Below are 19,698 nucleotides of genomic sequence, written 5' to 3' on the forward strand. Positions count from 1 at the left end.
TAGCCTACCACAGAAAATTTAACGATTAGAGGCGGCCATCTCCTTTCCCGAGGAACTTTCCGCCTCTTCGTCAGTCTGTATATCGCACTGTTTCGGTAAGGTCATCGATAAAATAGCGGCAATTAAGAGTGATATCGACAGCGCATAGATAGCGACATTGTGGCCATAGAAGTTAATCATTACGCCCACCAAATACGGACCGCAAAATCCGCCTAAGTTCCCTAGACCATTAATTACGCCACGCGCCGCTCCTGCGGTTTCAGCGGAAGCAATACGTCCGGGAATACTCCAAAATGGGCTTGTGGCTGCTTTCAAAAAGACCCCGCAGATTACTAAAGCGATATAGGCGGCCACCACATGGTGACGCAGTATCACTGAGGCAACGAGCGATGCGGCAAAACAGAGCAGTGAAATGCACACCCACAAGCGGCGTTTTCCCGAACGATCACTGAGCAACGAAATAACGTAGATACCAGCAAGCATGCCAACAAAGGGGAGAATCGCAAGACCCCCTACGTCAGCCATGTTGCCACCTGTAAGATTCTTCAAAATGGCTGGCAGCCAGAGTGTATAACCGTAGTCTCCAGTTTGGTAAAAAAAGTTCAGAAAAATTAATGTTACAAGACCACGGTTTTTGAACACATCACGCAGCGGCGCGTTACTGACTTCAACTTTCGCCTCGCGGGCTTCTCGCTCCGTTTTTAATTGTGTTAGTAAGTATTCACGTTCAGATTGAGGTAGCCAACGAGCTTCTTCTGGTCGGTCACTAATTAATGCCCACCACAACATCATCACGAGCGCTGAAAGAATACCCTCGATAAAAAATAACCACCGCCAATCGAGTGCGGAAATAATGGCTCCGGATACTGGCGCTGTGAAAATACCACCAAGGGGGGCAAACATCATAACAACGGCGTTAGCTCGCCCTAACTCCTTTTCCGGGAACCAATTACTGACCATTGTTAAGACGACAGGTAACATTCCTCCTTCGGCTATTCCCAATAAAAAACGGAGAATGAGTAGTTGATACTCATGCACTACAAACCCGGTTGCGATAGAAATGATTGCCCAAGCAGTCAATGAGCCTGCGATAAATTTCTTACCACTGCCATGTACCGCAATACGACCGCCAGGAATTTGTAGAAAGAGATAACCGATAAAGAAAATGCCACTTACCACACCGGCCATTTGGCTAGTGATCCCTAAATCTTGATCCATACCGCCAGGAAGAGCAAAGCTAATGTTGACGCGATCCATAAAAGAGATAATGCAAGCAATCAATATTGGTACAATGATCCGATACCAACGAGTGCCAGGAACTTTGTGACTCATATTACTCCTCCCTTCAGAAAACGCGGTTTCTGAAAAAATATCGCTTATCTTCCATGAAAAATTATCCCTTATCGTCATCGTTCGGTTTATGAACTTATAAGCATAGTCACTATATTCTGCGAAAGACGGATATTTTGTGACTGCTATGAAACAATGTTTTTACAAATGTTTTTGCGAGTTGAGTCACGCTGAAGTGTGTTAAACAATGATGTTACGCATAACGTGATCAGGATGATGATTTCAGTAGGAGGTTTTTTTTCGTGTGAGCGTATCGCCCGGTAAAAGGCTTGTTTCCACTATTTCTTGGAATACCATTCCTTCTCCCCGTATGCTTTGAATTAATAATTCAGTGGCGCGTTTCCCCATTTGATAGCGGGGGGTCTTAATACTCGCGAGGCGTGGCGTTGTAATTTGACCGATCTCTAGGCCATGAAAACCGATAATTGAAATTTGTTCTGGGACATCAATATTTGCGGATTGGCAAGCGCGGAGCACGCCAATAGCTAAATCATCGTTGGTACAGAAAATCCCATCGAGATTAGGCACGCTCTTTAGTGCATCCTGCATCATCGCAGCGCCCATCTCGATAGAGGAGACGCGTTTAGGGGTAATATGGGTAGGGGTCAAGCCTGCTTCTTCCAGCGTTGCACAATAACCTTGATAACGCTGTTGGTCGCGTAAGTCCGACATTGAACCCAAGTAGACAATATGTTTCCGTCCTGCGTCCAGTAAATAACCTGCGGCGGCTGATCCCGCTTTAATATTATCAAAACCCACATTAATCCGATTGGAGCGGGTGGCGACTCCCATCACTTCTGCAATAGGGATTTTGGCCGCTTGAAGGTACTTTTCTGCCCGCAGACTATGGGCAATGTCGGTCAAAATCAGCGCCTTAACATTAAACGCTAATAATGCTGCAATCTGTTCTTCCTCTTTTTGTAATGAGTAATCGTAACTGACGACTAAGGTTTGATAGCCTTCGGCTTCGGCAACTGTCTCAATCCCCGCTAACAACTCACTGAAAATTTGGTTGTTAAACGAGGGAATAAGGACACCAATACGAGGGATAGCTTGGCTGGTAATTTGCGGATTCTCAGCATCTGGCTCAAAGCCAATTTCTTCGATCACGCTTGCAATACGTGCCGCCGTATCCGCTTTGACTTTTTCGGGCGTACGCAAATAACGACTCACGGTCATTTTAGTGACACCAGCGAGTGTAGCAATATCATGCAAGGTAATACGTTGTTTTTTCATAGATAAACTATCGTGAAATCGAACAGATAGTATGCCGTGAGTGAGTCGAAAAAGATATGTCGTGACGAATGGATAAATACGCTTTTTGATGAATGACTGGCATGCCCTTTGCTTATTTTAGTGAAAAATAATGTGGATAATCGGCAGATGAGCGTTCAGACTGAAATAAACCTTTCACAAGTCGTAGTCAGGCAATCACAGAAATGGCAGCAATTGGCATTGGGCTTACTTTGTATGGCTTCTATCTCTAGCCCGCAGTATGTGTGGACGCTTCTCACTAAGCCGTTATTGGCACGCTTAGATGTTCATCTGCCAGTACTACAAGTCACCTTTTCTTTACTAATTATTTTTCAGACTTTTCTCTCTCCATTACAGGGCAAATTGATCGACCGATTTGGTGCACAGCGTTTTATTGGTATCGGTACATTACTAACAGGTGCCAGTTGGATAGGGGCGGCGTATTCTCAGTCGATTTGGAGCTTATATCTTCTCTATGGTGTGGTCGGTGGCCTTGGAACCGGAATTGTTTATATTGGAGTCGTTGGACAGGTAATGCGTTGGTTCCCGCAACAGCGAGGTTTTGCGGCTGGAATGGTTGCTGCCGGTTATGGTATGGGGGCGATCATTACCACATTACCGATTGCTAATTCACTTGCTTCTCACGGTCTGACTCAAACATTGGTTGAATTTGGCGTCGGATTTGCACTGGTCGGTTGGTTCGCCAGTCGCGGTCTTCGTCCGGCACCAAACACTGACCCGATTCCTTCAGCGACATTGACCACTGGCCGTCACTACACGCCATCGAAAATGCTTAAACACCCTCTTTTCTGGCTGCTGTTTTTTATGATGGCATGTATGTCGACCTCAGGATTAATGGTGACTTCTCAATTAGCAGGCTTTGCATCTGAAGTTGGAGTTAGCCAAGTCGTTATTTGGGGCATGGCCGCATTACCCTTGGCGATGAGTCTTGATCGATTAACAAATGGACTGACCCGTCCTTTATTTGGTTGGGTATCGGATCGTATTGGTCGTGAGAATACCATGTTTGTCGCTTTTGCACTTGAAGCTGCTGCAATGACACTTTGGTTAACGTTCCGTCATGATCCGTTATTATTTATTGTGTTGTCGGGGGTGGTTTTTCTTGGTTGGGGCGAAATTTTTTCACTTTTTCCGGCGACATTGACTGATACTTTCGGGAGTCAACATGCCACCAGTAACTATGGCTGGTTATATATGTCTCAAGGCGTAGGCTCTATCCTTGGTGGCCCACTCGCAGCCTTGCTATATCAAACAAGTCACGGGTGGGTACCGGTATTTAGCGTTGCGATAGGTCTGGATATTCTGACCGCTCTACTTGCCGTTGTGATATTAAAACCTTGGCGTAAGCGTTTTCTTCAACATTAACTCAATGTTTGCAGCTGTTTTGCCAATGCTTGAATATCCTTTGGTGAAGTTCTACAACAGCCGCCAATCAGTTTGGCTCCTGCTGACAACCATGCAGGGAGATAGTCACTAAGCTGATGACAATGGGTGCTATCTTGGTGCCATGTTTTACTGATGGGATCGTACACTTCTCCCGAGTTGGGATAAACAACGAGGGGTAATGTCGTCAGCTGTTGTAGATGTGTTAACGCTGCGGTTGTCGCTTCTAAAGCAATACAATTTATGCCAACAGCAACCACTTGGGGGACGGCATTCAGGTAGTCGACAACCGTCTGCAACTCCGTGCCGTCGGACAGATGGCTGGCATCTCGCAAAGTCATACTTATCCAAGCGTGGGCAGCCGGGAATTCCTTTAATAGTTGACACAATGCCTGAATTTCAGCAAATGATGGCAAGGTCTCGCAGGCTAGCAGATCAGCCCCTGCAGCTAAGAGTTGCGTAATCCGTGGCCGATGAAATTCAATAAAGGCCTCTGTAGAGAGATGATAATCTCCCCGGTACTCTGAACCGTCGGCGAGAAATGCCCCGTAGGGGCCGACTGAACCGGCAACTAATGGGCGTGGCGCCTTAGGATGCTGTATGAGAAAAGCCTCACGGGCTTCGACCGCAAGGGTCACACTCAGCGCCATCAGCGCTTTAGCACGAGTTTCGCTAAGCCCTCGTTGTGCAAAACCGGCAAGGGAGGCTTGATAACTTGCGGTAATCGCGCATTGAGCCCCCGCTAAAAAATAGTCTAGGTGAACTTGCCGGATAAGTTCAGGTTGGTGGATTAAAACATTCGCAGACCAGAGACTATCGGTAATTTGGCAGCCTCTGGTTTCAAGTTCGGTGGCAAGCGCACCATCCAATAAAATGAAAGGTTGCTGCTCAAGCAGCGAAGTCAATGGATGAGTTAGAGACATACCGAGTCCTTAGATTTCTTGCCAGTCGTTAAGTAATACGCCGCATAACAACATGCAACGAAAGGAATTCCACACCATAACGCGATTCGTTGGCTTGGATCAAAGGCTAAGCCTAAGCAGGCAATCAAGCACAGGACAAACCCCAGAATAGGTAAAACTGGAAACCACGGTGCCCGGTAAGCCAGTGCGTCTGGATGCTGGCCATTTTTTACAAAACTGCGGCGAAAACAGTAGTGTGAGGCACAAATACTCAGCCATACCACGACGACGGCAAACCCAGAGATAGCGGAGAGTGCAACAAACACGGTATCAGGAGCAATTATACTGGACATTAGTGCCAGAATACCCCCTAACATACTAATACTTAGAGCAAAAACAGGTACGCCCCGTGTATTAACCCGAGCAAAAATACGTGGTAACGTTTTTTGATCTGCCAGTGACCAAAGCATCCGTCCTGAAGCATATAGCCCGGAGTTTGCCGCCGAGAGAATAGCCGTCAAGATGACAAAATTAATAATATCGGCCGCGTAGGGAATCCCCAGTTTTTCAAAGACTAATACAAAAGAACTTTTTTCCACCCCAGCTTGCTGCATTGGAATTAATGCGGCTAAGACAAAAACAGTACCTAAAAAGAAAATAATCAATCGCGCAATAGTCGTGCGAATTGCCACGGGTATCACTTTCTCAGGATTCTCGGTTTCACCAGCAGCGATACCGATCAGCTCGGTACCCGAAAAAGCAAAATTAACGGCTACCATTGTCATTAAAATAGGTAGGGTTCCCTGCGGAAACCAGCCTTGAGACGTGAGGTTATGTAAAAAAGGCGCCGGAGTGCCATCATGCATTGGGAGTATGCCAAAGATTGCCGCAGCACCGAGAATAATGAAGACCAAAATGGTGATCACTTTAACGATAGAGAACCAAAACTCCCCCTCGGCGAAGAATCGCGTCGAGATAATATTTAAGCCAAAAATAATGACGCAAAACAGCAAACACCACTGCCAAATTGGTATTTGTGGGAACCAGTATTGCATGCAGAATCCTGCGGCCGTAAAGCTCGACCCCAATGCTACCGTCCAGGTTAACCAATAAAGCCATGCTACCGTGTAGCCTGTTGCCGGTCCAAGGTAACGGGTAGCATAAACATGAAATGCTCCCGTTTCAGGCATGGCAACAGAAAGTTCTCCTAGACTTTGCATCACTAACCAGACGACAAGGGCGCCAATTAGATAGGCGAGTAGGGTGCCAGCAGCCCCGGTGGTCGAAATAATATATCCCGTATTAAAAAAAAGTCCGGTACCAATAACCCCACCGAGTGAAAGCATCACTAGATGGCGGGCTTTCATGGTACGTTTTAACTTTCCAGGATCTGTCGCTTCTTTGTGCATATGACCTTCTAAACGTTTAGACATCTAAATAGCTATTGCCACGTTATACGTTGAATTTTTTTAGAATGCAAAATTCGTCATTGCTGTCGTTAACTAATGTTATTTTTTTAAACAGTCCTTACTTTTTTTGTTCTGATATCCTTATTTTGAGTAAGGGATTTAAGCAGCGAGTATCAGTGGAATTCTGCGAATGATCGCTATTTTATCGATAGAGATCACTATCCTTATCAGTGGGCTGTGGTTAATTGAAAAACAGCAGGGATGACATTTGTAATTAATATGTTAATAATCTCTTCATACATATTTTCCCGGCAAGCTGACCTGTTAATTCTTTACGGGAATTTGCAGTTTGGGCATCCAGATAACAAATAGAGTGAGTGTAACAATGTCGAATAAACCCTTTTATTTTCAAGAATCTTTTCCTCTCTCTCAAGACAATACTGACTACTATCTCCTCAGCGCGGATCATGTCTCGATGAGCGAATTTAATGGGCATCCTATTTTAAACGTCGATCCCGCGGCATTGACGTTACTTGCTCAACAAGCATTTCATGATGCGTCATTCCTATTGCGGACATCACACCAGCAACAAGTTGCCGATATTCTTGATGATCCTGATGCGAGCGAAAATGATCGTTACGTCGCATTACAATTTTTACGGAATTCCGAAATTGCGGCACGCGGTATTCTTCCTACCTGTCAAGATACCGGTACAGCGATCATTATGGGTAAAAAGGGCCAAGGAGTTTGGACGGGAGGTGGTGACGAGGCCGCGTTAGCACAGGGTGTGTATAACACCTACATTGAAGATAACTTACGTTATTCACAAAATGCACCGCTTGATATGTATAAAGAAGTGAATACGGGGACTAATCTCCCAGCACAAATTGATCTCTACAGTGTTGACGGCCATGAATACAAATTTCTCTGTATCGCAAAGGGAGGGGGCTCGGCGAACAAAACATATCTTTTCCAAGAAACGAAAGCGTTACTTTCTCCCGGAAAACTTAAAGATTATTTAGTAGAAAAAATGCGTACACTCGGGACCTCAGCGTGCCCGCCTTACCATATTGCGTTTGTCATCGGTGGAACCTCGGCGGAAGCGACGCTTAAAACCGTTAAATTGGCCTCTGCCCACTATTACGATAATTTACCGAGTGTCGGTAATGAGCATGGACAAGCGTTTCGCGACCATCAACTTGAACAAGAGCTATTAGAAGCAGCACAAAATTTAGGGATTGGCGCACAATTTGGCGGTAAATACTTTGCTCACGACATTCGTGTTATTCGCTTGCCAAGGCATGGTGCATCGTGCCCCATCGGCATGGGGGTATCTTGCTCCGCAGACCGTAATATTAAAGCGAAAATTAACCGTGAAGGTATTTGGATTGAAAAACTTGAAGCCAACCCCGGCCGGTTTATCCCACAAGCGATGCGTCAACAGGGTGAAGGAGATGTTGTCAGTATTGACCTCAATCGCCCAATGAGCGAAATTTTGGCACAACTTTCTCTCTATCCTGTCTCCACGCGGTTATCACTATCGGGTACCATTATTGTGGCTCGTGATATCGCGCATGCGAAATTAAAAGAGTTAATGGACAACGGTCAACCGTTACCGCAATACGTTAAAGATCATCCAATCTATTACGCGGGACCTGCAAAAACACCTGAAGGTTATGCTTCCGGTTCCCTAGGGCCGACGACAGCAGGGCGGATGGACTCTTATGTTGATCAACTCCAAGCTCATGGCGGCAGTATGATCATGCTTGCCAAAGGAAATCGTAGCCAACAAGTCACTGACGCTTGCCATAAACACGGTGGATTTTATCTTGGCAGTATTGGGGGCCCAGCCGCGGTATTAGCTCAGCAAAGTATCACTAAATTAGAGTGTGTGGCATATCCTGAGCTGGGAATGGAAGCGATATGGAAAATAGAGGTAACTGATTTTCCGGCGTTTATACTCGTTGATGATAAAGGAAATGATTTTTTCCAACAGATACAAAATAATAAATGCCAAAGTTGTGCAATAAAAAGTTAGTCTTGTTAGGGTATAAATTATTTACGTCGATAAATGACCAGAGGGTAACTTATGTTCAGTCATGTCATGCTAGGTTCTGATGATATTGCCGTATCAAAGCAATTTTACGATGCGCTCTTTGAGGTAATTGGAGCTGATCACCAAGGTACTGATGAAAAAGGTCGACTTTACTATGTTAAAGGCCAACAGATTTTTTTGGTGACGCTGCCGATTAATGGGGAAGCAGCTAGTGGTGCCAACGGTGGTACCATTGGTTGGGCATTACCGAACGAAGAGGCTGTTAACCAATGGCACCGTGCCGGTATTAAGGGTGGAGGTACTGCGATTGAGTCCCCTCCTGGAATTCGCAAACTGGGTGACCGCGAACTCTACCTTGCCTATTTACGAGACCCATTTGGTAACAAACTTTGCGGATTATACAGTAAAGCCTAATTACCGCTGTTAGGTTGTTCTATTGTTGAGTTTCGCGTGCAGTTGCTAAGGATTTACGGCTGGATATCTTAGAGTCAGCGGGTATACTAGCTTCCACTTTTTTAGCGTATCGCGTGCGGAACTCACAATGCAAAAGTTTGATACCAAAACCTTTCAAGGACTGATCCTGACGTTACAGGATTACTGGGCGAACCAAGGCTGTACGATTATTCAGCCTCTGGATATGGAAGTAGGCGCTGGCACTTCTCATCCGATGACTTGTCTGCGCGCGTTAGGGCCTGAACCTATGGCTTCAGCCTATGTACAGCCTTCGCGTCGTCCTACTGATGGGCGCTATGGTGAAAACCCTAACCGCCTACAACACTATTATCAATTCCAAGTTGCTATTAAACCGTCGCCGGAAAATATCCAAGAACTGTATCTAGGTTCATTAAAGGCGCTGGGTTTAGATCCTACTGTTCACGATATTCGTTTCGTTGAAGATAACTGGGAAAACCCTACGCTAGGTGCTTGGGGCCTAGGCTGGGAAATCTGGCTGAATGGTATGGAAGTTACTCAGTTTACCTATTTTCAACAAGTCGGCGGACTGGAATGTAAACCAGTAACCGGTGAAATTACTTACGGCTTAGAGCGTTTAGCGATGTATATCCAAGGGGTAGATAGTGTTTATGACCTCGTCTGGAGCGATGGGCCATTAGGAAAAACAACCTATGGTGACGTCTTCCACCAGAATGAAGTTGAACAGTCGACCTATAACTTTGAATACGCCGATGTTGATTTCCTGTTCAGCTGCTTCGAGCAGCATGAAAAAGAGGCGCAACAACTGCTTGCGTTAGAGACTCCATTGCCGTTACCGGCTTACGAACGCATCCTCAAAGCAGCACACTGCTTTAACTTACTTGATGCGCGTAAGGCTATCTCGGTTACCGAGCGCCAGCGCTATATCCTGCGTATTCGCACGCTGACAAAAGCGGTAGCAGAAGCATATTATGCCTCGCGCGAGGCGTTAGGTTTCCCAATGTGTAATAAAACGAAATAAGGGGCAGGGATGAGCGAACATACTTTCTTGGTGGAAATTGGTACCGAAGAATTACCACCAAAAGCCCTGCGTCAACTGGCTCAGGCATTTGCTGAACAACTGACCCAAGAGATCGACCTGGCTGGATTATCTCATCAAGCGGTTGAGTGGTATGCGACACCGCGCCGCTTAGCGGTAAAAGTACAACAGTTGAGCGAAAAGCAAGCGGATCGTACCGTTGAAAAACGAGGCCCTGCATTAAGCGCCGCTTACGATAGTGAAGGACAACCGACTAAAGCCGCAGAAGGTTGGGCTCGCGGTAATGGCATCACTGTCGAGCAAGCAGATCGTTTAGTGACTGATAAAGGTGAGTGGTTAGTTTATCGTGCACAAGTGAGTGGTGAATCCGCCGCGATATTGTTGCCGGAAATGGTCGCTAAAGTTCTTGCCAAACTCCCAGTTCCAAAACTTATGCGTTGGGGAGCCAGCAGCGAGCAGTTTGTACGCCCGGTACACACTGTTACTTTATTGCTCGGTGGCGATGTATTACCTGCGAAAATTTTAGGAATTGAATCAGGTCGAACGATTCGTGGCCATCGCTTTATGGGCGAAAGTACTTTTGAAATTGCTCACGCCGATGACTATCCTGCTATTTTGGCTGAACGCGGCAAAGTCATGGCTGATTATGATGCGCGTAAAGCGAAAATCGAAACGGATGCGAAAATAGCCGCGCAACAGGTTGGCGGTATTGCAGATCTTAGCGACAGTTTGCTTGAAGAAGTGACATCGTTAGTTGAGTGGCCAGTTGTTCTTACTGCACAATTTGAAGAAAAATTCCTATCGGTGCCGAAAGAGGCTTTGGTATATACCATGAAAGGTGACCAAAAATATTTCCCTGTTTATTCTGAACAGGGCGATCTTTTGTCACATTTTATTTTCGTCACTAATATCGAATCCCGCGATCCGCAGCAGATTATTTCGGGTAACGAAAAAGTAGTTCGTCCTCGCTTAGCTGATGCTGAGTTCTTTTTTAATGCCGATCGTAAGCAACGCTTAGAAGACCAACTACCGCGTCTAGAAAGTGTATTGTTCCAAAAGCAATTAGGTACACTTCGTGACAAAACAGATCGTATTCAAGCTCTAGCTGGCTGGGTAGCAGAGCAAATTGGTGCGGATGTCAGTCATGCAACTCGTGCAGGTCTCTTATCCAAATGTGATTTGATGACCAACATGGTGTGTGAGTTTACTGATACACAGGGCATTATGGGGATGCATTACGCCCGTCACGATGGTGAAGCGGAAGATGTTGCCGTTGCACTGAATGAACAGTATCAACCTCGGTTTGCCGGAGATGCACTGCCTTCGAGTGATGTTGCGTGTGCGCTTGCCATCGCTGATAAAATGGACACGTTAGCCGGTATTTTTGGTATTGGACAGCATCCCAAAGGGGACAAAGATCCTTTTGCGTTACGTCGTGCAGCATTAGGTGTGTTACGTATTATCGTAGAAAAAAATCTGCCGCTCGATCTGCAAAGCCTCACGGAACAAGCGGTAAAATTATACGGTGATAAGCTGACAAACCTTGCGGTCACTGAAGACGTCGTCGATTTTATGCTCGGACGCTTTAGAAGCTGGTACCTTGAAGAAGGCCACAGCGTTGATACTATTCAAGCGGTATTGGCTCGCCGTCCAACCCGTCCGGCTGATTTCGATGCGCGCATGAAGGCCGTCTCTCACTTTAGAACATTAGCGGATGCAGAAAGCCTTGCGGCGGCCAATAAACGCGTCTCTAATATTTTAGCGAAATCCGATGTTGAAGTGGATAGTGCAGTTCAAGCGTCGCTATTGAAAGAAAATGCTGAAATTAAACTCGCGACCTACCTCAGTGCGCTCAATAGCAAATTAAACCCTTACTTTGAACAAGGTCGTTACCAAGAAGCATTGATTGAGTTAGCGCAACTGCGTGAAGCCGTCGATAACTTCTTTGAACAAGTCATGGTAAATGCTGACGATCAGGCTATCCGTATTAACCGACTGACGTTATTGGCGAATTTGCGTGAGTTGTTCTTACAAGTCGCCGATATTTCATTGCTTCAATAACCGTTAAGTATCAGTAAACGAAGCCCGGAGAAATTCTTCGGGTTTTTTTATTCGGGGGATATGACAGTGAAAAAAGTTGCGGTTGTCGAATGGTCACCAAAGGGTGTTCATCATCGTGAAGATTATCTTGCTGAGGAGGTCGCCGTCGCCTTGGTTTACAATGGTATTTCTCACGTTGTCATGATGTGTACTCCACAGTCATTGGACGCTTTTGCAATAGGTTTTTCCCTTTCCGAGGGGATCATTCAACGTCCGGAGCAGATTTACGGCATAACGGTATCGCCGCATTCCTTGGGAATTGAGGTACATATTGAGTTATCGAGTCGTTGTTTTATGGAACTGAAACAGCGTCGCCGTGCGCTAGCTGGACGTACCGGTTGTGGACTTTGTGGAACGGAACAACTCACCATGCTCCCCACACCCACACAATCTCTCCCCTTTACACAGTATTTTTCCCTGTCGTACCTCGAATCGGCCCTTGAGCAAATCAAATATCAGCAACCGATCGGTCAACAAACGGCGTGTACCCATGTTGCGGCCTGGGTCAATGAGCAAGGCAAGGTCTGTGCAGGATTTGAAGATATTGGTCGACACGTTGCACTAGACAAATTATTGGGTGCGCGTGCAGGGGCATCATGGGCCATGTCCGGCTGCGTACTGATTTCAAGCCGAGCAAGCTATGAAATCGTGCAAAAAGCCATCAGTTGTGGCGTAGAGATCGTCTGTGCGGCATCCGCTGCGACCCAGCGTGCTGTTGATTTGGCGGAAGAATATGGGTTGACCCTAGTGGGTTTTAGCCGAGGGAATCGTGCAGTGGTCTACACACATGCTCAGAGAGTCATCAATTAGTATCAGTCTTATGGATAGGCGACATCACGAGAAGCATGATTTGTGAAGCGTCGGTGCAGCGATCTGCGGTGAAATGATGTTATTGTCGTCTATTGTTAGTTAATGATAGTTCTTCATTTAATATCCCTAAAATAAGTAGGATATTGATTCCCCTTTTCCCGATCAATTATTTAACTATAATGAACACACCATCTAAACAGTTTCTATTTTGACGCTGTATGATAATCACTTAATTGGAGAGGTTGAACATGAGTTATTCACTGCCATCCCTGCCGTATGCGTATGATGCTTTAGAGCCCCATTTCGACAAAGAAACGATGGAAATTCATCATACTAAACATCACCAAACTTATGTGAACAATGCTAATGCGGCCCTAGAGGGTACTGAATTCGCACAATTACCTGTTGAAGAGCTGATCACAAAACTGGATCAAGTTCCTGCAGAGAAAAAAGTCGTCTTACGTAATAACGCAGGTGGCCATGCCAACCATAGTTTTTTCTGGAAAGGCTTAAAAACCGGTACAACGTTACAAGGTGAATTGAAAGCCGCTATCGAAAAAGATTTCGGTAGTGTAGAAAAGTTCCAAGAAGAATTTGAAAAAGCAGCAGCGACCCGTTTTGGTTCCGGCTGGGCATGGCTGGTTAAGAAGGGCGACAAACTTGCTGTTGTCTCTACCGCCAACCAAGATAGCCCACTAATGGGTGAAGCCGTTTCGGGTACTTCTGGCTACCCTATTGTTGGCTTAGATGTCTGGGAACACGCTTATTATCTGAAGTATCAAAATAAGCGTCCTGATTATATTAAAGCATTTTGGAATGTCGTGAACTGGGACGAAGCGGCAGCCCGTTTTGCTAACGCAAAGTAAGACTGCGCTGATCTTAACCCCATGCAGAGTATCGCTTTGCATGGGGATTTTTTTATTTTTTGTATTTATCGCATTTTATTTAGTATAAGTTTATTCGTTTAGACATAAAATCGAATTAATACTCATCATTTAGCCTTAGAGAGACTTATGTCTACTTCGATCTCTTCAAATAAGCCCCTTACGCACAAACAGTTATTAATTGATTTACTGCTACGTAAATATAAGCCTCATCGAGCTTGGAAACGTGGTCGTTTTTATAATAAATTTATTTTTCGTAGTATATGCTCGCCCTTAGTCAGCTATCGTTATTTTTCTCAGCTGATTGAGTTGAATAAATTCCCACAAATTCTTGAAACTCACGGTATTTTACCTGCAAAACCCCATAGACCCTATTTGATGGGAGGACTGAGTCCGTCGCAGAGAGCAGAAAAAATCATTTCCCATTACCAACGTATTGATAGCTTTGGTGAGGGGGAACTGAAAGCCTTTTTAACTGGGCAACGTAAAGATACGCCACTGCTTAGCTGGCTTGGTAAAAATGACGAGCCGATTGAAATTTATTGTGTCCCCGCCATTTTTGACCGCGAAGGCGAACTGACCTTACTTTTCCGTTTTCGTCACGAAGATATTACCAGTTTAAGTTTTTCGTTAGCTGATTATCAGCATAAGCCCAGTGTCATTATCGCTGGTTTGCAGGGCCCGGGTCGTCATTTGGATCAGCACATTATCCGTGATGCAACAAAAGCCTGTGATGGCATCTTTCCTAAGCGATTATTAATCGAAGTCATCATGCTAATCGCCCGTGCCTATCAGCTTACGCAAATCTGTGCGGTAGGAGATGAGTCGCATATCTTTGTGAAAGAGTTACGTTATCGTATGAGCAAACGTGATTCGATGCTGGCGCGTTATAATGAGTTTTGGTTAACGTTGGGGGGGGAAGAGCAGACAAATAAGCTATTCTTATTACCGCTGACACAGCCAAGAAAAAATATTGAAGATATTGCCAGTAAAAAGCGTGCGGAATATCGCCGACGTTATCAGCTTCTCGATGATTTAGCGCAGCAAATAGAACAAAAGAAGTAGCGGTGTAAATATGAGGAGAAGTCACTACGGACTTCTCCTCTCGCATCAGTGATTAAAATTGCTCACGAGCAAACCCAGTAACTGCTTCTAAACCCATTTCTCGGCCTAATGCAGTCATCGGATGTACCACAACAATGCCACGGACGCGTTTTTTTAGCGCACCCATATCGGCTTGTTCTTTCTTAGTAATCGCACGATGAAAACCCAGTTTCTGGAGCTGCTGAGCTTCTTTACTCAAACTTGCAGTATGGGCTTCGCGTAAACGGAGAAGTTCTTCTTCAATCGTGATTTTTTCTTTCATTAACTCGCCAAGTTTCTCAACATTCCCACTTTCTAAGAGGGGCTGAGATTTGTGGTTAATGCTGTCGAGTTGGTCGCTGAGACGTTTAATTTCAGCCTTGATGGGGTCTTTCATATAATGGGCTCCTTTCTGCGTTGAGATAGGATACACGAAAAAAGGGATTAGAGCAGCGTAGGTGGAGTAGAATCCACCTACGCCGATGAAAGTGTTATTGCTGAAGTAATGCTTTCGCTTGCGTTAACGCATTAACGTGACTGCTAATATTACCCACTAAGGTGTTGTATTGATTAACTTGATCCTGAGTTGGGAATTGTACTGCGTTGTTATTAAAGCTAAGACGAGAGTCTTGCGCTTGTAAAAAGTCAGCCGTATCCAGTACCGCCTGTGTCAGCGCTTGTAACTCTGGTAAAATCGGTTGCAGATTATCGGCAGGGATAGTAACCGTCTTTTTATAGGCTTCGTTATAGACCTTCTGTAAATCTTCAGGAAGTTTTAGAGAGGTTTTACTGCTATCAGCCAAATTACGTGCGTTTTGGACTTGTTGGGAAACGACGTTGAGTGCTCCACCAGCCTGACGCAATGCATCGCGTTGTGATAAGTAATCTTGTGGGGTATGGATGGCAGAAAGCTGATCCGTGACCGGACGAATACCATCGTTCAACGCTCGGGTGAGTTGCTGTGAGAAGCCATAGAGAATTGCGTAATCACCAACGTAATTACCAAACGATTTCTTTTGATTTTCACTCAGCGCAGGTAATTGTGTGCCACTACGCATGACCGTATTTTGTAAAAAATCACCAAATGCTTTACGTTGATCCGCATCTTTGTCGCCACAGGCAGTGAGTTGGCATATCACCATTAGTAACGCCATCAACCCAACTACTTTTTTCATCATTTGTGAAAGTCCTGATGCCATTGATTACAACTCCTGTATAAAATCGGTTTGCAGCCTATGAGAAATCTCAAGTGCATAACGAGTAGAATAGAGCAAACAGCGGTCAACGCCAACGGGGCAATGTGAAAATTACGTGAAAAATATCCAAGGTGGTGTTAAGACGTGAGTCGTGATTATCTCGATAAACCATATGGATAAGTTAGAAAAATCACTGTGTTTTTTTAATGCACTGATTTTTTGAATTTTTAATTATTATTTCTTCTTTTATCATCATCTTATTTTCTTTTTAAAGGGGAAATTAGTGTGACTTTCTTGAGTACTTAGTTGTACTCGTGAAGGATTATGGTATTGGCAGTCCATAGCAAGGTTCCTACGCTTGAGAAGTCCATGATCATCATAACGCCTCCATCATAAAAATAAATCACCAATATCTGCTCTGTTTTTAGGCATTCGCACTCGTGTAACTGAAAAAGCGGTTGACGGTAAGTACTGAGCACAGTAATATTCCGCTCCATCGGCGAGTAGCGCAGCTTGGTAGCGCAACTGGTTTGGGACCAGTGGGTCGGAGGTTCGAATCCTCTCTCGCCGACCAAATTTAAGAAACCTGAACATTATGTTCAGGTTTTTTTTTGCGTTAAATTAGGTCTAAGGCCTCTCTCTCCACTCTTCGCCAACATCGCCCCTTTCTTTATCCCCAGGTCTAAGGGCATCTCTTCAGTCAATCACGATAGAATTTTTTTATATTACTTATTCACTCTATTTTGCGAATAAAGTAGTGAGTATGACTATAAATGTAATTTATATCCTTACAAATATCTATTTTATGGCGGGTTAATTAGTGGATAAGGGCTATTTAAATAATGTTACTTGTACAGACATTTATTGAAGATTAATTGACATTCACCCTGGTCTTTGACCACATTGGGGGGCCCGCGCTAGCACTGGTTTTGAGAGCCGGTGACGACTGCGGCAATAATTTAAAAATATAAAAATACCGACCAGATATTTCTGCGACGTTATGCACACAACATTTTAGCTTTATGGAGTCACTATGATAAATCCACGGTCTCCCTTCCGTCGTGTCACCACCCTTGCTTTAGTCACCGCTGCATTAGCATTTAGCGGTACGATTAATGCGAAAACGTTGGTGTATTGCTCTGAAGCCTCACCAGAAGGATTCAACCCACAATTATTTACCTCTGGCACCACCTATGATGCCAGCTCAGTACCTATCTATAACCGTTTAGTCGAATTTAAAGTGGGTACTACAGAACTACAACCTGGACTTGCTGAGAGCTGGGAGGTCAGCCCAGACGGGAAAGTGTACACTTTCCATTTACGTAAAGGCGTAAAATGGCAAACAACTAAAGACTTCACCCCTACCCGCACCTTAACGGCGGATGATGTTGTGTTTTCATTTGAGCGTCAACTCGATAAGAACAATGCTTATCACAATGTGTCCGGAGGAAGTTACGAGTACTTCGAGGGCATGGATATGCCTAACTTAATTCAGAAAATAGAAAAGGTGGATGACCTTACGGTAAAAATAACGTTATCTCATCCTGAAGCTCCCTTTTTAGCTGATTTAGGGATGGATTTTGCTTCTATTCTTTCTAAAGAGTATGCGGATGCCATGCTCAAAGCGGGTACACCACAAAAGGTTGACCTCAATCCAGTCGGGACTGGTCCATTCATATTACAGCAATATCAGAAAGATTCGCGCATTCTGTATAAAGCGAACCCTGACTACTGGGGCACCCATCCTAAAATTGACCGCTTAGTCTTTTCGATTACGCCTGATGCATCGGTGAGATACGCGAAATTACAGAAAGGTGAATGCCAAGTTATGGCATTTCCTAATCCGGCTGATTTAGCCAGTATGAAACAAAATAAAGCCATTACGTTATTACAGCAGCCGGGACTGAATGTTGGCTACTTGTCTTTTAATACAGAGAAAAAACCTTTAGATAACGTACAAGTCCGTCAAGCCTTGACTTACGCAGTGAATAAAGAAGCGATAATTCAGGCGGTGTACCAAGGTGCAGGTCAGGCAGCAAAAAACCTAATTCCACCAACGATGTGGAGTTACAACAATGCGATAAAAGATTACAGCTATGATCCTGAAAAAGCCAAAGCCTTGTTAAAAGCGGCAGGAATGGGGCAGGGGTTCACTATCGATTTATGGGCCATGCCGGTACAACGTCCTTATAACCCTAATGCAAGACGTATGGCTGAAATGATTCAGGCTGATTGGGCGAAAGTGGGAGTCAAAGCAAACATTGTTACCTACGAATGGGGTGAATATCTTAAACGTGCGAAAGCCGGGGAACACCAGACTGTGATGATGGGATGGACAGGGGATAACGGTGATCCTGATAATTTCTTTGCGACGCTATTTAGCTGTGCGGCAGCGAAAGATGGGTCAAACTATTCTCGCTGGTGTTACAAACCGTTTGAAGATCAAATACAGCCGGCTCGTGCAGAAAGCGATCATCAAAAACGGATTGCTTACTATCAGCAGGCTCAGGTGATTATGCATGATCAAGCTCCAGCGTTAATCATTGCCCACTCGACGGTTTATGAGCCGATAAGTAACAAGGTTATTGGTTATCGTATCGATCCATTGGGTAAACATCACTTCGAGGATGTTGACCTTAAAGAGTAACCGTTTTTGCGCCTAGCGATGATGCTAGGCGCATTTTCCTGACGGTAATTCACCGTTCAGTATGATGAGCAATAACCCAGCGAGACGACTGGGATATAAGAGATCGACTATGCTACAATTTTTTATACGACGGTTGGGATTAGTCATCCCTACTTTTATCGGTATTACCCTTCTGACTTTTGCTTTTGTTCATCTTATTCCAGGTGATCCAATTATGATCATGGCGGGAGAACGCGGCATTTCTCCTGAACGTCATGCACTCCTCATGCATCAATTCGGACTAGACCAACCCATCTGGGAGCAGTATTTCACCTACATAAAAGGGGTGTTACACGGCGATCTAGGGATGTCATTGAGTAGCCATACCCCAGTGTGGAATGAGTTTGTACCACGATTCCAAGCTACCTTAGAACTGGGTATTTTCGCCATGCTTTTTGCGGTGATAGTCGGTATTCCTGTCGGCGTTATGGCAGCAGTAAAACGTGGCTCCATCTTTGACCATACGGCGGTTAGTTTCTCGTTAGCAGGCTATTCGATGCCCATTTTTTGGTGGGGGATCATGCTTATTATGCTGGTATCGGTAAAACTTAATCTGCTGCCCGTGTCTGGGCGTATTAGCGATGTTGTCTTTCTTGATGATAGTAAACCCTTAACGGGCTTTATGCTTATCGATACCTTTCTATGGGGAAGTCCTGGAGATTTTAAAGACGCTGTACAGCATATGATTTTACCAGCTGTTGTACTGGGGACTATTCCTCTTGCGGTTATTGTGAGAATGACGCGAAGCGCAATGCTAGAAGTGCTCGGTGAAGATTATATCCGTACTGCGAGAGCAAAGGGCTTAACACCCACTCGGGTTATTATTGTCCATGCCCTTCGTAATGCAATGCTACCCGTTGTAACGGTTATTGGATTGCAAGTGGGCTCGCTACTCGCTGGTGCCATTCTTACGGAAACAATATTTTCGTGGCCTGGACTCGGGAGATGGTTAATTGAGGGCTTGCAACGTCGGGATTATCCTGTAGTGCAAGGGGGAGTTTTATTAGTGGCTTTCCTAATTATTGCCGTGAATTTTATCGTTGATATGTTGTATGGCATCGTCAATCCGCGCATTAGACATAAAAAATAGGGG

The 19,698-nt window shown here is 44.9% G+C and carries 16 protein-coding genes and 1 tRNA gene; 11 read left to right on the top strand and 6 right to left on the bottom strand.

Annotation, left to right across the window (positions count from 1 at the left end; genetic code table 11):
• Window positions 1-18 precede the first annotated feature (18 nt).
• Both HGT73_RS08835 and HGT73_RS08840 read right to left on the bottom strand, forming a co-directional pair.
• Complete coding sequence (locus tag HGT73_RS08835) at window positions 19-1,332, bottom strand: MFS transporter (protein WP_214213804.1); 1,314 nt, start codon at window positions 1,330-1,332, stop codon at window positions 19-21.
• 240 nt (window positions 1,333-1,572) lie between these two features.
• Window positions 1,573-2,586, bottom strand: coding sequence for a LacI family DNA-binding transcriptional regulator (locus HGT73_RS08840; protein ID WP_214213805.1), 1,014 nt, complete (start codon window positions 2,584-2,586; stop codon window positions 1,573-1,575).
• 147 nt (window positions 2,587-2,733) lie between these two features.
• On the opposite strand from HGT73_RS08840, the gene oxlT reads away from it, so the two are divergent.
• Window positions 2,734-3,990, top strand: coding sequence for an oxalate/formate MFS antiporter (gene oxlT / locus HGT73_RS08845; RefSeq protein ID WP_214213807.1), 1,257 nt, complete (start codon window positions 2,734-2,736; stop codon window positions 3,988-3,990).
• Here oxlT and mmuM read toward each other — a convergent pair.
• Entirely contained in the window at window positions 3,987-4,931 is a 945-nt protein-coding gene (mmuM, locus tag HGT73_RS08850) for a homocysteine S-methyltransferase (protein ID WP_214213809.1), read from the bottom strand. The genes oxlT and mmuM overlap by 4 nt on opposite strands.
• A complete protein-coding gene (gene mmuP, locus HGT73_RS08855) occupies window positions 4,922-6,319 on the bottom strand; it encodes an S-methylmethionine permease (protein WP_214214094.1) in 1,398 nt (465 codons plus the stop codon). Before mmuP ends, mmuM begins: the two co-directional genes overlap by 10 nt.
• Window positions 6,320-6,704: 385 nt before the next feature.
• On the opposite strand from mmuP, the gene fumA reads away from it, so the two are divergent.
• From fumA to HGT73_RS08890, 7 genes are all read left to right on the top strand, one after another.
• Window positions 6,705-8,357 carry a class I fumarate hydratase FumA gene (gene fumA, locus HGT73_RS08860; RefSeq protein ID WP_214213811.1) on the top strand — a complete coding sequence of 551 codons (1,653 nt, stop codon included), beginning with the start codon at window positions 6,705-6,707 and terminating at the stop codon, window positions 8,355-8,357.
• A gap of 51 nt (window positions 8,358-8,408) precedes the next feature.
• Window positions 8,409-8,789 (top strand): VOC family protein, encoded by a 381-nt coding sequence (locus HGT73_RS08865; RefSeq protein ID WP_214213813.1) that lies wholly within the window; start codon window positions 8,409-8,411, stop codon window positions 8,787-8,789.
• 127 nt (window positions 8,790-8,916) lie between these two features.
• Window positions 8,917-9,828, top strand: a complete 912-nt coding sequence (gene glyQ, locus HGT73_RS08870) for a glycine--tRNA ligase subunit alpha (RefSeq protein ID WP_214213815.1) — start codon at window positions 8,917-8,919, stop codon at window positions 9,826-9,828.
• A 9-nt stretch (window positions 9,829-9,837) separates the two neighbouring features.
• Window positions 9,838-11,907, top strand: a complete 2,070-nt coding sequence (gene glyS / locus HGT73_RS08875; RefSeq protein WP_214213817.1) for a glycine--tRNA ligase subunit beta — start codon at window positions 9,838-9,840, stop codon at window positions 11,905-11,907.
• A 60-nt stretch (window positions 11,908-11,967) separates the two neighbouring features.
• Window positions 11,968-12,756: a formate dehydrogenase accessory sulfurtransferase FdhD gene (gene fdhD, locus HGT73_RS08880; RefSeq protein ID WP_214213819.1), complete on the top strand. Its 789-nt coding sequence runs from the start codon at window positions 11,968-11,970 to the stop codon at window positions 12,754-12,756.
• Window positions 12,757-13,004: 248 nt separating this feature from the next.
• Entirely contained in the window at window positions 13,005-13,622 is a 618-nt protein-coding gene (sodA, locus tag HGT73_RS08885) for a superoxide dismutase [Mn] (protein WP_214213822.1), read from the top strand.
• A gap of 147 nt (window positions 13,623-13,769) precedes the next feature.
• Window positions 13,770-14,705, top strand: coding sequence for a VirK/YbjX family protein (locus tag HGT73_RS08890; protein WP_214213842.1), 936 nt, complete (start codon window positions 13,770-13,772; stop codon window positions 14,703-14,705).
• A 52-nt stretch (window positions 14,706-14,757) separates the two neighbouring features.
• On the opposite strand, the gene HGT73_RS08895 is transcribed toward HGT73_RS08890, so the two are convergent.
• Window positions 14,758-15,120 carry a YibL family ribosome-associated protein gene (locus tag HGT73_RS08895; RefSeq protein WP_214213844.1) on the bottom strand — a complete coding sequence of 121 codons (363 nt, stop codon included), beginning with the start codon at window positions 15,118-15,120 and terminating at the stop codon, window positions 14,758-14,760.
• Window positions 15,121-15,214: 94 nt separating this feature from the next.
• A complete protein-coding gene (locus tag HGT73_RS08900; RefSeq protein WP_214213852.1) occupies window positions 15,215-15,922 on the bottom strand; it encodes a DUF3053 domain-containing protein in 708 nt (235 codons plus the stop codon).
• Window positions 15,923-16,416: 494 nt separating this feature from the next.
• Here HGT73_RS08900 and HGT73_RS08905 point away from each other — a divergent pair.
• The 3 genes from HGT73_RS08905 to dppB all read left to right on the top strand — a co-directional run bounded on the left by HGT73_RS08905 (window position 16,417) and on the right by dppB (window position 19,695).
• Window positions 16,417-16,493, top strand: a tRNA-Pro gene (locus tag HGT73_RS08905).
• Between the two features lie 459 nt (window positions 16,494-16,952).
• A complete protein-coding gene (dppA, locus tag HGT73_RS08910) occupies window positions 16,953-18,566 on the top strand; it encodes a dipeptide ABC transporter periplasmic-binding protein DppA (RefSeq protein ID WP_214213854.1) in 1,614 nt (537 codons plus the stop codon).
• Window positions 18,567-18,675: 109 nt separating this feature from the next.
• Window positions 18,676-19,695, top strand: a complete 1,020-nt coding sequence (dppB, locus tag HGT73_RS08915; protein ID WP_214213856.1) for a dipeptide ABC transporter permease DppB — start codon at window positions 18,676-18,678, stop codon at window positions 19,693-19,695.
• Window positions 19,696-19,698: the final 3 nt, after the last annotated feature.

Origin of the sequence: Rosenbergiella australiborealis, from assembly GCF_018494035.1 — a bacterium.
Taxonomy (GTDB): Bacteria; Pseudomonadota; Gammaproteobacteria; order Enterobacterales; family Enterobacteriaceae; genus Rosenbergiella; species Rosenbergiella australiborealis.